10 protein-coding genes and 2 tRNA genes (1 of these 12 running past the window's edge) are annotated in these 13,463 nt (G+C 52.8%); 7 read left to right on the top strand and 5 right to left on the bottom strand.

The features are described 5' to 3' along the window. The 3 genes from JNC80_RS07975 to JNC80_RS07965 form a co-directional block, all read right to left on the bottom strand. A tRNA-Lys gene (locus JNC80_RS07975) sits at nt 1-61 on the bottom strand; it reaches 115 nt to the left of the window's first position. 215 nt (nt 62-276) lie between these two features. Then, nucleotides 277-352 (bottom strand) — tRNA-Lys (locus tag JNC80_RS07970). 103 nt (nt 353-455) lie between these two features. Continuing rightward, a complete protein-coding gene (locus JNC80_RS07965) occupies nt 456-701 on the bottom strand; it encodes a hypothetical protein (RefSeq protein WP_376710004.1) in 246 nt (81 codons plus the stop codon). Between the two features lie 122 nt (nt 702-823). Between JNC80_RS07965 and JNC80_RS07960 the strand changes: the two genes are divergently transcribed. From JNC80_RS07960 to aac(6')-Ian, 4 genes are all read left to right on the top strand, one after another. Next, entirely contained in the window at nt 824-1,570 is a 747-nt protein-coding gene (locus JNC80_RS07960; RefSeq protein ID WP_213597712.1) for a cytochrome c biogenesis CcdA family protein, read from the top strand. A gap of 206 nt (nt 1,571-1,776) precedes the next feature. Continuing rightward, nucleotides 1,777-3,138, top strand: coding sequence for a bifunctional UDP-N-acetylglucosamine diphosphorylase/glucosamine-1-phosphate N-acetyltransferase GlmU (gene glmU, locus JNC80_RS07955; protein WP_376710003.1), 1,362 nt, complete (start codon nt 1,777-1,779; stop codon nt 3,136-3,138). A gap of 107 nt (nt 3,139-3,245) precedes the next feature. Then, entirely contained in the window at nt 3,246-5,069 is a 1,824-nt protein-coding gene (gene glmS / locus JNC80_RS07950; protein ID WP_376710002.1) for a glutamine--fructose-6-phosphate transaminase (isomerizing), read from the top strand. An 86-nt stretch (nt 5,070-5,155) separates the two neighbouring features. Further along, a complete protein-coding gene (gene aac(6')-Ian / locus JNC80_RS07945; RefSeq protein WP_376710001.1) occupies nt 5,156-5,728 on the top strand; it encodes an aminoglycoside N-acetyltransferase AAC(6')-Ian in 573 nt (190 codons plus the stop codon). On the opposite strand, the gene recG is transcribed toward aac(6')-Ian, so the two are convergent. Then, the gene (recG, locus tag JNC80_RS07940) at nt 5,680-7,812 is read right to left on the bottom strand and encodes an ATP-dependent DNA helicase RecG (protein ID WP_376710000.1); all 2,133 of its coding nucleotides are present in this window, start codon (nt 7,810-7,812) and stop codon (nt 5,680-5,682) included. The two genes, aac(6')-Ian and recG, sit on opposite strands and share 49 nt — an antisense overlap. 110 nt (nt 7,813-7,922) lie before the next feature. On the opposite strand from recG, the gene JNC80_RS07935 reads away from it, so the two are divergent. The 3 genes from JNC80_RS07935 to JNC80_RS07925 are packed head-to-tail and all read left to right on the top strand — an operon-like array spanning nt 7,923 to nt 12,600. Continuing rightward, entirely contained in the window at nt 7,923-8,225 is a 303-nt protein-coding gene (locus JNC80_RS07935) for an FAD assembly factor SdhE (RefSeq protein WP_116088034.1), read from the top strand. A gap of 41 nt (nt 8,226-8,266) precedes the next feature. Next, a complete protein-coding gene (mfd, locus tag JNC80_RS07930; protein WP_376709999.1) occupies nt 8,267-11,764 on the top strand; it encodes a transcription-repair coupling factor in 3,498 nt (1,165 codons plus the stop codon). Between the two features lie 23 nt (nt 11,765-11,787). Beyond that, entirely contained in the window at nt 11,788-12,600 is an 813-nt protein-coding gene (locus JNC80_RS07925; protein ID WP_376709998.1) for an alpha/beta fold hydrolase, read from the top strand. Here JNC80_RS07925 and JNC80_RS07920 read toward each other — a convergent pair. Next, nucleotides 12,597-13,412, bottom strand: a complete 816-nt coding sequence (locus JNC80_RS07920; RefSeq protein WP_376709997.1) for a class I SAM-dependent methyltransferase — start codon at nt 13,410-13,412, stop codon at nt 12,597-12,599. The two genes, JNC80_RS07925 and JNC80_RS07920, sit on opposite strands and share 4 nt — an antisense overlap. Between the last annotated feature and the right edge of the window lie 51 nt (nt 13,413-13,463).

The following is a 13,463-nucleotide window of genomic DNA, read 5'->3' as shown; positions in this document are numbered from 1 at the left end:
GGTTCGAACCGTGGACCTACTGATTAAAAGTCAGTTGCTCTACCGGCTGAGCTACGCGCTCTTGCAATTTCTGAGACAGTAAGTCTCTGTCAGGAGCATCTCGGTAATGCTCTGCAAGTGGGGCGATACATAAGGCGGTTTGGCGCCATCGTCAACACTAAAATCAGTGTTTAAATTCAAAATCTTAAGTTTATACACAAGACAGGTACAAAGACAGATTTAATGCGCAGACAAACAAGCTGCTCAAATTTAAGAGGATTTTATAAGAGGAGAAAGTGGTGAGCGCGCACGGGTTCGAACCGTGGACCTACTGATTAAAAGTCAGTTGCTCTACCGGCTGAGCTACGCGCTCTTGCAATTTCTGAGACAAGAAGTCTCTGTCAGGAGCATCTCGGTAATGCTCTGCAAGTGCGGCGATACATAGGTGCCGATATCGCGATCGTCAACACTAAAAATCATTGTTTTTGAAGTGTGAGCGGATTTTTTGAAGTTTTTTCCGGTTTTTCCCCATGTTGAGGTGCGGAAAGCGCGCTCATATCATGCATATTTGATGATTTCTGTGGTCTGAAGAAAAATACAGAGGGGCGATTCATGCCTCCGAATGAGATTCTTTTAAAGAATGATTCCGGCAAGCCATTGTTTGCATGGCTGATTCCTGAAAATTTACCGATATTCGCACCTGCAGTTCCTATCCGGAACATTTCTGGCTATAAGACCCGCACGACTATAAGCAGCACCATGCCCGTGAGCTCGCACTGAATCGGCGGAGCAAGGCTGGTGGTTGCTGAAAGTCACGGATTTCGTAATTTGACAGGGAAATAATATGGCAATCGACATTTCTTATCTGACAGCTGTTGGTGCCGGTGCCTTATCTTTCCTCTCTCCCTGTGTTCTGCCGCTCGTGCCGCCTTATCTCTGCTATATGGCCGGTGTGAGTGTGGATGATTTCCGCAATGGCGGAGAGGCCTCGCAGGCCACACGCAACCGCATCCGGTTGCTGGTGACGTCATTTGCATTTGTTCTCGGCTTTACCACCGTATTTGTGGCGCTTGGTGCCGGTGCATCGTCAATCGGTCACTTTCTGCGTCAATGGCAGCAGGAAATGGCGATTGCCGCCGGTCTTGTTATTATTGTGATGGGGTTGAATTTTCTCGGACTGATCCGCATTCCGATGCTGTCACGGGAAGCACGTTTTCAGGCAAATTCCGCACCGGCCACACCTTTGGGTGCCTATATTATGGGGCTGGCCTTCGCATTCGGCTGGACACCATGTATCGGGCCGGTCTTGGGGCCGATCCTGACACTTGCAGGTTCCAAAGCTTCTGTGCTGGATGGTGCATCACTATTGGCTGTTTATTCGCTGGGGCTGGGCATTCCGTTTATGCTGGCGGCGTTGTTTTCCGGACGTTTCATGCGGTTCCTGTCACGTTTCCGCGTGCATATGGGCAAGGTCGAAAAAGTAATGGGTATTTTGCTGGTGCTTGCCGGTATCCTGTTCCTCACCGGCGGTATGGAAGCTTTTGCTTTCTGGCTGCTTGAGACATTCCCTGTATTGGGCAAGCTCGGCTAATCACAATACGTACCGGCTGTTTCTGAAAAGTGACCGGCACAACCATAAATCCTGAACAGGAAACTGTTTAAAAACAGAATAATACCGCGATTCATGCAAAATCATCGGCACCTTGCTTGTTTTGTGTAAATGAATCTATACGTTTTGCCTTTAAAGTGGTTCTGATAATTCAGACCTCTTTGCCAGTTATGAAACACGGAATTAATATGGCTTCCAGATCCTGCCTGACTATCATCCTCGCTGCCGGTGAGGGTACCCGCATGAAGTCTTCCATGTCCAAAGTACTGCATGAGATTGCCGGCCTGCCGCTGGTGGGGCATGTGGTTAAGGCCGTGCAGGGCGTGGATGATGGGGCTGACCTGGCCGTTGTTGTCGGTCGCGGCGCGGCTGATGTGCAGAAGGCTGTTGGCAAAATCAGCGATAAAGCGCGTTTCTACGAGCAGACCGAGCGTCTTGGTACTGCCCATGCGGTTCTGGCTGCGCGTGAAGCTCTGGCGGAATCGCATGATGATGTGTTGGTCGTGTTTGGTGACACACCGCTGATCGAAGAGACCTCTTTGCGCGCTGCCCGTAACAAGCTGGCGGAAGGCGCGGATATTGTGGTGATGGGCTTCCGTCCGGAAAACCCGACCGGCTATGGCCGTCTGGTTGAAGAAAATGGCAAGCTGATTGCCATCGTTGAAGAAAAAGACGCGACGGACGAGCAACGTAAAATCACATTCTGCAACGGCGGATTGATGGCGCTGAATGGCAAGCATGCGTTGCAGTTAATCTCTGCCGTGAAGAACGATAATTCCAAAGGCGAATATTACCTCACCGATGTGGTGAAGCTGGCGCATACACAAGGGCTGAATGTTATTGCCATTGATGTACCGGTTGAGAATGTCATCGGCATTAATAATCGTGCAGAGCTCGCCGAAGCCGAAGCACTGTGGCAGGCACGCAAGCGCCGTGATGTAATGCTATCCGGCGTGACGCTGATTGCACCTGAAACGGTTTTCTTTGCGCATGATACGCTGATTGAGGCCGATGTGCTGATTGAGCCGAATGTGTTCTTTGGTTCAAAGGTAACCGTTGAGAGCGGGGCCGTTATCCATGCATTCTCGCATATTGAAGGCGCACATATTGGTGCCAATACCAGTGTGGGGCCGTTCGCACGCCTGCGTCCGGGTGCAAAACTGGCCGAGAAAGCCAAGGTCGGCAATTTCTGCGAAGTGAAAAATGCGGATATCGGCGCCGGTGCCAAGGTCAATCATCTGTCCTATATCGGCGATGCAACTGTAGGTGCGGAAACCAATATCGGAGCGGGTGTTATTACCTGCAATTATGACGGCTATAACAAGTTCAAAACCACAATCGGCAGCAATGCTTTTGTCGGTTCCAACTCTGCTCTGGTTGCGCCGCTGACAATTGGTAACGGTGTTTATGTGGCTTCCGGCAGCGTGATTACCGATGAAGTGCCTGAAAATGCATTGGCTCTCGGCCGCGCCCGTCAGGTTAATAAAGAAGGCCGTGCAGAGGTTTTGCGCGAAAAATATAAAGCCATTAAGGCAAGAAAAAACAAATAATTATCATAAAATCATCATTTTTAAATTTAAAGTGATGATAGGAATTGTGTGGTCTTAAGGCCTATAGGCCAGACCTTAAAACAAAGACGCAACAGGAACAGACACTCATGTGCGGAATTATTGGTATTGTCGGTAAAAAGCCGGTCGCAATGCGGCTTGTGGATGCGCTGAAGCGTCTTGAATATCGCGGTTATGATTCAGCCGGTATTGCCACTCTGGTGGATAATCAGATTGCCCGCAGCCGTGCGGAAGGTAAGCTGGTTAATCTGGAAAACCGTTTGGCGGCAGAACCGCTGAGCGGCACAATCGGTATCGGTCACACACGCTGGGCAACCCATGGTGCGCCGACAGAACGCAATGCGCACCCGCATGCTACCGAACAGGTTGCGATTGTCCATAACGGTATTATCGAAAATTTTGCTGAACTACGTACAGAGCTGGAAGCTGAAGGCGTTAAGTTCCAGAGCGATACGGATACTGAAACCGTAGCGCAGCTGGTCGCCCGCAATATCCGCTCCGGCGATGCGCCTGTTGATGCGGTGCGCAATGTGCTTGGCCGTTTGCGCGGTGCTTTTGCACTGGCTTTCCTGTTCACCGGCGAAAATGAAATGCTGGTTGCAGCGCGTCGCGGTTCACCACTGGCAATCGGCTATGGTGAAGGGGAAATGTTCCTTGGCTCCGATGCGATCGCGCTGGCACCGTTCACCGATAAAGTGACCTATCTCGAAGATGGTGATTGGGCAGTTCTGACCCGTGACAGCGTGGCCATCTATGATGAAGGCAATAATGCGGTCAGCCGCGTTGTGCAGCAATCGGCCAGTGGCGCTTATGTTGTCAATAAAGGCAATTATAAGCACTTCATGGAAAAGGAAATCTACGAGCAGCCGGAAGTGATTTCCCGCACATTGGCGCATTATCTGGATTTCGCATCCTCGTCGATCCGCACCGATGTCAATGATATCGACTGGTCGAAGATCAACCGTATGGCTGTTTCCGCCTGCGGTACTGCTTATTACGCAGCAACAATCGGCAAATACTGGCTGGAACGCTATGCGCGTCTGCCGGTAGAGATCGATATTGCATCGGAATTCCGCTACCGCGAAATGCCGCTCTCAACCGATACGCTGGCACTGTTTGTGTCGCAGTCCGGTGAAACTGCCGATACGCTGGCCTCGCTGCGTTATTGCCGCTCGCAGGGGCTGCCGATTGCCGCTGTGGTCAATGTGCGTGAATCCACCATTGCCCGCGAGTCCGATATTGTTCTGCCGACACTGGCAGGGCCGGAAATCGGCGTGGCATCGACCAAGGCTTTCACTTGTCAGCTTTCGGTTCTGGCCTCGCTGGCACTATCTGCTGCCAAGGCACGCGGCACGATTACACCGGAAGAAGAGAAGCAGCTGGTCAGCGAGCTTGGCAATCTCTCCGGTGTATTGCATGAAGCGCTGAAACTGGCACCAAAGGTCGAAGCAATCTGCCGCGATCTGATGAATGTCAAAGATGTGCTTTATCTCGGTCGCGGTACTTCCTATCCGCTGGCTCTTGAAGGTGCGCTGAAGCTCAAGGAAATCTCCTATCTTCACGCAGAAGGCTATGCAGCCGGTGAGTTGAAGCACGGCCCGATTGCGCTGATTGATGAAACCATGCCGGTGATTGTGATTGCACCATTTGACCGTCTTTATGAAAAGACCGTGTCGAATATGCAGGAAGTGGCAGCCCGTGGTGGCCGTATCATCCTGATCACGGACAAGGAAGGTGCAAAACACGCTAATGTGGATGCGCATTCCGTGCTGATCATGCCGGATGTGCCGGAATTCATTGCACCTCTGGTTTATGCTCTGCCGATCCAGATGCTGGCTTATTATACTGCTGTGTTTATGGGTACAGACGTCGATCAGCCGCGCAATCTGGCGAAATCCGTGACTGTTGAATAAGCCAAAGCAGTCTGTTTTTTCAAAGCCCGCTTGTCTCAGATAAGCGGGCTTTTTATTTATAGATCATAAGCAGCGGGAGGATGGTTATGCTGGTGCAGCAAGGCGGATTGGCGATACGTGATTTGCAGAAAAGCGATGCGCCGGTGATGCTGCGCTGGCTGCAGGATGAGCGGGTGCTGGAATTTTATGAAGGACGCGACAAGCACTTCGATCTGCAATCTATTATCGAAGTTTTTATCGAAGATCAGGGGGAAACCACACCGTGTCTGGTGTTGCTGGATAATAAGCCGCTGGGCTATGTGCAGTTCTACCCGCTGGATAGCGAAGATAAACAGACACTGGAACTACCGGTTGAGGACGTGATCTACGGGCTGGATCAGTTTATCGGCGAACCGGATTTCTGGGGGCTGGGACTTGGCACACAGCTTGTCTCACTGATGCGCGATTATCTCATAGCAGATAAGGCAGCACAGCGCCTTGTACTTGACCCGCAAAGCCGTAACTTACGTGCTATTGCCTGTTATGAAAAATGCGGCTTTGAAAAACTCCGCCTTTTGCCTGTCCATGAAATGCATGAGGGGCAGATGCAGGATTGCTGGCTCATGCAGTATTATCCCGCGCGCAGCAGCCTGATTGCCTCGTCACGTCCGAAAATATAGAGCAGCAGGCGCAGCGCCTGACCACGCTCAGATTGCAAATCAATATCGCGCTCCAGCATCAGACGGGCATCTTTACGGGCGATTTCCAAAAGATCAGTATGCGCTTCCATCGAGGCGAGCTTAAAGCCCGGCGTGCCGGACTGACGGGTGCCGAGCAATTCGCCTTCACCACGCAGTTTTAGGTCTTCTTCGGCAATACGGAAACCGTCTTCCGTCTCGCGCATCACCTGCAAACGCGCTTTGGCAATCTCACCCAGCGGGCCTTTATAGAGCAGCAGACAAGTGGACGGCTTATCACCACGCCCGACACGGCCACGTAGCTGATGCAATTGCGACAGGCCGAAGCGCTCGGCATGCTCAATCACAATCACTGTGGCATCCGGCACGTCCACACCAACCTCAATCACCGTTGTGGCAATCAGCAGGCTTGTATCACCGCGCTTGAAAGCCAGCATGGCATCATCTTTTTCCTGTCCGGTCATGCGGCCATGAATGAGGCCAAGCTTGTCACCAAACACCGGTAGAAATGACTGAAAGCGTTCTTCGGCAGAGGTCAGCTCAACATGTTCTGATTCTTCCACCAGCGGGCAGATCCAGTAGATTTTCTGCCCCTCGGAAATTGCCTTGCGCATCCGGTCAACAATTTCACTCAACCGCTCACTTGGCACAATCGCTGTGGTGATCGGCTGGCGGCCTGCCGGTTTCTCGGTGAGTTTGGAAACATCCATATCGCCGAAAGCGGTCAGAACCAGCGTGCGCGGTATCGGTGTGGCGGTCATCACCAGCATATCCGGCGCAGTACCCTTGGCGGTGAGCTGCAGACGCTGATGCACGCCAAAACGGTGCTGCTCATCAATAATCACAAATACCAGATCATGATATTCGACCTTATCCTGAAACAGCGCATGAGTGCCGATAATGATATGAATTGTACCATCAGCCAGTTCGTCGAGAATACGCTGGCGTTCTTTGCCTTTTTCGCGGCCTGTCAGCAAAGCAGCTTTCAATCCGGCTTTTTCTGCCAGCGGCGCAATGGTTGCAAAATGCTGACGTGCCAGCACTTCAGTCGGTGCCATCAGAGCCGATTGCCCGCCGGATTCTGCCGCATGTGCCATGGACAATAGACCGACCACGGTTTTACCCGCGCCGACATCACCTTGCAGCAGACGCAACATCCGCTCCGGCTGTTTGAGATCGCCGATAATATCTTTAATCGCCTGTTCCTGACCTTTCGTCAGGCTATAGGGCAGATTGGCCAATATTTGTGCGGTGATTTTGCCCGTACCATTGAGCGGACGACCAGACAGTCGTTTGGTCTTGGCGCGCACCAGTGCCAGTGCCATTTGTCCGGCAAGAAATTCATCATAGGCGAGGCGGCGGCGTGAAGGACTGTCCTGCGCAATATCTTCGGGTTCTTCCGGTAGATGCAGATGATGCAGCGCTTGCGAGAAAGACGGAAAGCCCTCCCGCTGCATCAGCGTTTTATCCTGCCATTCCGGCAGATCAGGAATGCGTGTCAGCGCATCGCGCATCGCGCGTGCCAGTGTTTTGGGTGAAAGACCGGCGGTCAGCGGATAGACCGGCTCGATCAGCGGCAGATCATCGCTGCCGTCCATCGGCGCAATATGATCGGGATGCACCATTGAAGCGCGGCCGTTGAACCATTCCACCTTGCCGGAGACGATGACTTTCTCTCCGAGCGGCAGGCTCTTTTCCAGCCACGGGCGTTGAGCGCGGAAGAAAACCAGTGTTACTTCGCCCGTATCATCATGGGCATAAATGCGATGGGGCACGGAGCCACGCATAAAGGCACCGGATTTGGCCGTAGAGGGTGAGAACTGATATTCATCAACTGTCACTTCCAACGTGACCACGGCCCCTTCCTGCGCAAAAGCCACACCCGGACGGTTGCGCCGGTCGATCACACTGTTTGGTGGTAAGAACAGCAATTGTCCCACACGCGGCTCAAGCATCGTCGCGCTTTCCGCGCCGAGCAGTTTCAGCAGCAGAGCAGAGACTTTAGGTCCGATGCCGGTAAGGGTGCGGACGGATGCAAACAGGGGATCAAGCAGACTTGGACGCATGAAAGCAAACTTACTTAGATCTTATTAACTTGCAAGCTGACATCGCGCTCATCCCGCGTTATATGGCTGGTAACATTATTGAATGCACAGACGTTAATCCGGAGAGTGATATGAGCACAGGCAGTAAATTATCGGGCACCGAGGCAGGCGCACAGCTGGATCCGCGTCGTCGCAAGCTGCTGTTCCGCTCATGGCACCGCGGTATGAAGGAAATGGATCTGATCTTCGGTCAATATGCTGACATGCATATTGCAACCATGGATGAAGATACTTTGAATGAGTTTGAGCGCCTGCTCGAAGTGCTCGATCGCGACCTGTTCAAATGGATTACCGGCGAAGACAAAACACCGGAAGCTTTTGACACGGTTTTGTTCCGTGATCTTATTTTGTTCCGCGATAAAATCGACTATTGATCTTATAAATCAGAAGTTCGTACACATAGCAGAGTCATCCTATGCCCGTATTTTCCAAACTTGGTCTGAAACCGGTACTCGTCAATCATGTGCTGATTGACGGTGTGGCCGATGGTTATGAAGCCTTTGTGCTGACCAAAATTCTGGAAGAGGCGGGTGATAAAGGGCCGATACTGTTCATCGCACGTGACGGGCAGCGCGTGGCGGATATTGAGCAGGTTATCGGCTTTATCATGCCGGAACTGCCAGTATTGCATATTCCTGCATGGGACTGTCTGCCTTATGACCGCGTTTCCCCCGGTGCAACAGTCTCGGCGAGACGTCTGAACGCGCTGAGCCAGTTGAGCGCCTTACGCGAGCAAAAACATCCGGCGCTGATTATTGCCACAGCCAATGCGGTGTTGCAGAAGCTGCCGCCGCGCGCTGTGCTAGCTGAACAGAGTTTCTCTGCGCGCCCGGGCAACCGTGTGAATATGGATGAACTGACCCAGCGCCTTGAACGCAACGGCTTTGAACGCGTGCCGACAGTGCGCGATGTCGGTGAGTTTGCTGTACGCGGTGGTATTCTCGATCTGTTTGTACCGGGTGCGGAAGAGCCGCTGCGTCTGGATTTCTTCGGTGATACGCTGGAGAGCATCCGCGCCTTTGATCCGGCTTCGCAGCGCACTACCGAGACACGCAAGGAGTTCACTCTCCAGCCGATGAGCGAGATTACGCTCTCGCCGGATATGATCAGCCGTTTTCGTAAGAATTATATTGCTGCCTTTGGTGCGCCGTCGCGTGATGACGCACTTTATGCCGCGATTTCGGAAGGCCGCCGCTTTGCCGGTATGGAGCACTGGCTGCCATTGTTCTATGACGAAATGGAAACCCTGTTCGATCACACAGGCGCAATGCCTGTTGTATTCGATCATCTGGTGCCGGAAGCTATTGCCGAGCGTCACAAGCTGGTGCTTGACCATTATGATGCCCGTCAGAAACAGGCAGAGGGCAAAGAAGCCGCTGATGCTATTCCCTATAAGCCGGTAGCACCAAGCCAGCTCTATATGTCGCTGCGTAAGGTGGAAGAGGCGGCAGAGGCCAATGGCAAGCGCTATGATCTCACGCCTTTTGAAGCGCCGGAAGCCAGTGGCCGGCATATTATCCATGCGGATGCCCATAAAGGCCGCAGCTTTGCCGAGGAACGCGCCGCTAAAGACGTCAATCTGTTCGAGGCCGTAACCAAATATATCGCTGAACTGCGCGCAAGCGGCAAAAAGATCATGATCGCCGCATGGACGGAAGGCTCACTTGATCGTCTGCTACAGGTACTGGATGAACATGGTCTGGAAAAGATCGAGACAGTCAAAGACCTGCGCACTGTCAAAGCCCTGTCGCGCGATAAGATCACCGCAACTGTGCTGGCCGTGGAAAGCGGCTTTGATGCCGGTGATCTGGTTGTGGTGGCCGAGCAGGATATTCTCGGTGATCGCCTGATCCGCCGCACCAAGAAACGCAAACGCGATGCAGATTTTATCTCTGAGGCCGGTAGCCTGACCGCAGGCGATATCGTTGTGCATGTCGATCACGGTATCGGTAAGTTTGTCGGCTTGCGCACAATCACTGCTGCCGGTGCGCCGCATGATTGCCTTGAGCTACATTATGCCGGTGACGACCGTCTGTTCCTGCCGGTTGAAAATATCGAACTGTTGTCGCGCTATGGCTCGGAAGGCTCAAGCGCTGTGCTCGATAAGCTCGGCGGCGGTGCATGGCAGGCGCGTAAAGCCAAGCTCAAGAAGCAGCTGCTGGAAATGGCCGGACAATTGATCCGTATTGCTGCGGAACGCGCAATGCGTGGTGCGCCGGTGCTAAATCCGCCCGATGGTCTCTATGGCGAATTTGCTGCCCGTTTCCCTTATGATGAGACAGAAGACCAGCAGCGCGCCATTGATGCGATCTTTGATGACTTAAGCGATGGCAAACCAATGGATCGTCTGGTTTGCGGTGATGTTGGCTTCGGTAAAACCGAAGTTGCGCTGCGTGCGGCCTTTGTAGCGGCTTTGAACGGCTATCAGGTGGCTGTTGTTGTGCCGACCACGCTGCTGTCTCGCCAGCATTTCAAAACCTTCTCCACACGCTTTAATGGTCTGCCGATCAATGTTGCCCATGCCTCGCGTCTTGTCGGCAGCAAAGAACTGGCACTGACCAAGAAGGGCGTTGAAGAAGGCACGGTGGATATTGTTGTCGGCACCCATGCGCTGCTTGGCAATTCGATCAAGTTCAAAAATCTCGGCCTGCTGATTATCGACGAAGAACAGCATTTCGGCGTGAAACATAAAGAACGCCTGAAAGACCTGAAATCCGATATTCACGTGCTGACACTCACAGCAACGCCGATCCCGCGCACCTTGCAGCTGGCGCTCACCGGTGTGCGTGAATTGTCGCTGATTACCACGCCGCCGGTTGACCGTATGGCCGTGCGTACCTTCATTTCACCTTTTGATGCGCTGGTCATCCGCGAAACCCTGATGCGCGAACGTTATCGCGGCGGTCAGAGCTTCTATGTCTGCCCGCGTATTTCCGATCTTGCCGAGATCAAAGAATTCCTCGACCAGCATGTACCGGAGCTGAAAGTTGCCGTGGCTTATGGGCAGATGGCGGCCGGTGAGCTGGAAGACATTATGAATGCCTTCTATGACGGGCAATATGATGTGCTGCTTTCCACCACTATCGTGGAATCCGGCCTGGATATCCCGACAGCCAATACCATGATCGTGCATCGCGCGGATATGTTCGGTCTTGCGCAGCTTTATCAGTTGCGTGGTCGTGTTGGCCGTTCCAAGCAGCGTGCATTTGCGCTGTTTACACTGCCTGCGGGCAAAACGCTGACGCAGACCGCTGAGCGCCGTCTCAAAGTGCTGCAATCGCTGGATACTTTGGGCGCTGGTTTCCAGCTTGCGAGCCACGATATGGATATTCGCGGCGCGGGGAACTTGCTGGGTGATGAGCAGTCCGGTCATATCAAGGAAGTCGGTTTCGAGCTGTATCAGCAGATGCTGGAAGAGGCGGTTGCCGAGTTGAAATCCGAAGGTCCTGTGATTGACAGCCATTGGTCGCCACAAATTGCGGTTGGCACAGCGGTGATGATACCGGAAACTTATGTGCCGGATCTGCAATTGCGTCTTGGTCTCTATCGCCGTTTGGCCGATCTGGAAACAACGCAGGAAATCGACGGTTTTGGTGCCGAGCTGATCGACCGTTTTGGCCCGCTGCCGGAAGAAGTACAGCACCTGCTCAAGATCGTGTTTATCAAGGCGCTGTGCCGTAAGGCTAATGTTGAGAAACTGGATGCAGGGCCGAAGGGCATTGTTATTCAGTTCCGTGAGAAGACCTTCCCGAATCCGGCAGGTCTGGTGCAGATGATTGCAGCACAGGGCTCGCTGGCGAAGATCCGGCCGGATCAGAGCATTGTGTTTATCCGCGATTATCCGACCGCTGAAAAACGCCTGACCGGTTCAGCCGTAATCATGACTCAACTGGCAAAAATCGCCGGAGAATAAGCAAAAAACAGGGGGGGAATAGAATGCAAAAACAGCTGGTTGAAACCAGACATGGCCGTCTTGAGGTCATGACAAGCGCAGGCAAGGGCGCTCCGGTTTTGTTTATTCACGGCAATTCTGCGTGCAAAGAAGTGTTTCACAAGCAGTTTGAATCCTCTCTGGCGCATGATTTCCGGCTGATCGCTTTTGATTTGCCGGGACATGGCGCTTCGAATGATGCTGCTGATCCGCAAAAGTCCTATACATTGCATGGCTATGCGCAGGCCGCAGCCGATGTGCTGAAGGCACTGGATGTATCATCGGCAGCCGTGTTCGGCTGGTCGCTCGGCGGGCATATCGGTCTGGAAATGATTGCGCAGCAGGCTCCGGTCAACCGGTTGATGATTACCGGCACGCCGCCTTTTACTAAAGATGCGGATGCGGTCGGTCAGGCTTTTGTACCGAGTGAAGCGTTGAAATATGGTGGCCAGCGTGATTTGGACGATGGAGAGGCACAATCCTATGCGCGCCATGTGGTGCATCCGGATAAACCGACACCGGCTTTTATGGTGGATGCCGTGCGCAGAACTGACGGGCTCACACGCCAGACAATGTTCGAAAATATTCTGGCGGAGAATATCGCCGACCAGCAGCATATGGCTGAGAATTGCCCCGTGCCGCTGGCTATCCTCAATGGTGCTGAGGATCATTTCATCAATAATGCGCATATCGCATCGCTGAATTATAAAAACCTCTGGGAAGAGACGATTTTCCTGCTGCCACAGGTCGGCCATGCGGCTTTTCTGGAAAAGCCGCAGCTGTTTAACCGCATATTGGAACGCTTCCTGCGCGGCTAATTTTGTGGTTTGCGCAGGCGCACAATCCATGCAATCGGCGTAACGCGCGTATCGGCTACAACGTCTTCTCTTGCGGCCAGTTCTTCCGAGGCCATTGGTTCAACACTGGCCTCGAGAACAAAACCCGCAGCGTTGATCATGCCGATCCATTCGCTTAAAGTGCGGTGGAAGCGCGGAATATTGAACGGTTTATGCTGCTCGCGCTCAGTTTGCGGAACGCTTGAAAACAGCCATGTCTCAAGACTGCCGTCAATATTCTCAAAATAATCTGCAACCAAAACCGCGGTTACTTTACCATTCTCATCACGAATATTCTTACGAAACGGCGGCACAAAACACGGATGCAGAATGGTGAACTGGAAGAAACCCTGCGGTTTAAGAATGCGGAATACTTCTTTCAGCACATCGCCTTGTTGCGGCATATCCATCATCGACATGAAGGCGCTGGCGAAGTCAAATTGTGCATCATCGAATGACAGGTGCAGGGCATCCGCCGTCAGATAACGGATACCAAGCGGCTCTTTTTCTTCATATTCGGAAGCATGGTGCACAAAGGTCGGCGCAATATCAATGCCGGTCATTTTCGCACCGGCGCGTGCCAGAGCGCGCGTATTGGCACCTTCACCGCAGCCGACATCTAATCCGTTCAAGCCTTTGATATCCGGCAGCATTTCCAGAAAAGCCGGTGTGTGCAGCGCATCGCGGTAAATATCATAACCGGCGCGGACAAGCTTCGTCCATGTCGCAGCATTGGCCTCCCAATTTTCTGATACTGAGCGTTTCAATGCATTATTTGTGGGCTGATCTGCCATAGAGCACCTTTATAATGGAAGGAAAAACGAAAAAGGCTCCTTGGCGAGCAC

It is taken from the genome of Pseudochrobactrum lubricantis (genome assembly GCF_041929865.1).
GTDB lineage: Bacteria > Pseudomonadota > Alphaproteobacteria > Rhizobiales > Rhizobiaceae > Pseudochrobactrum > Pseudochrobactrum saccharolyticum.
Note: the sequence above shows the minus strand (reverse complement) of the source record. Positions and strands in the feature narration are given on the sequence as shown.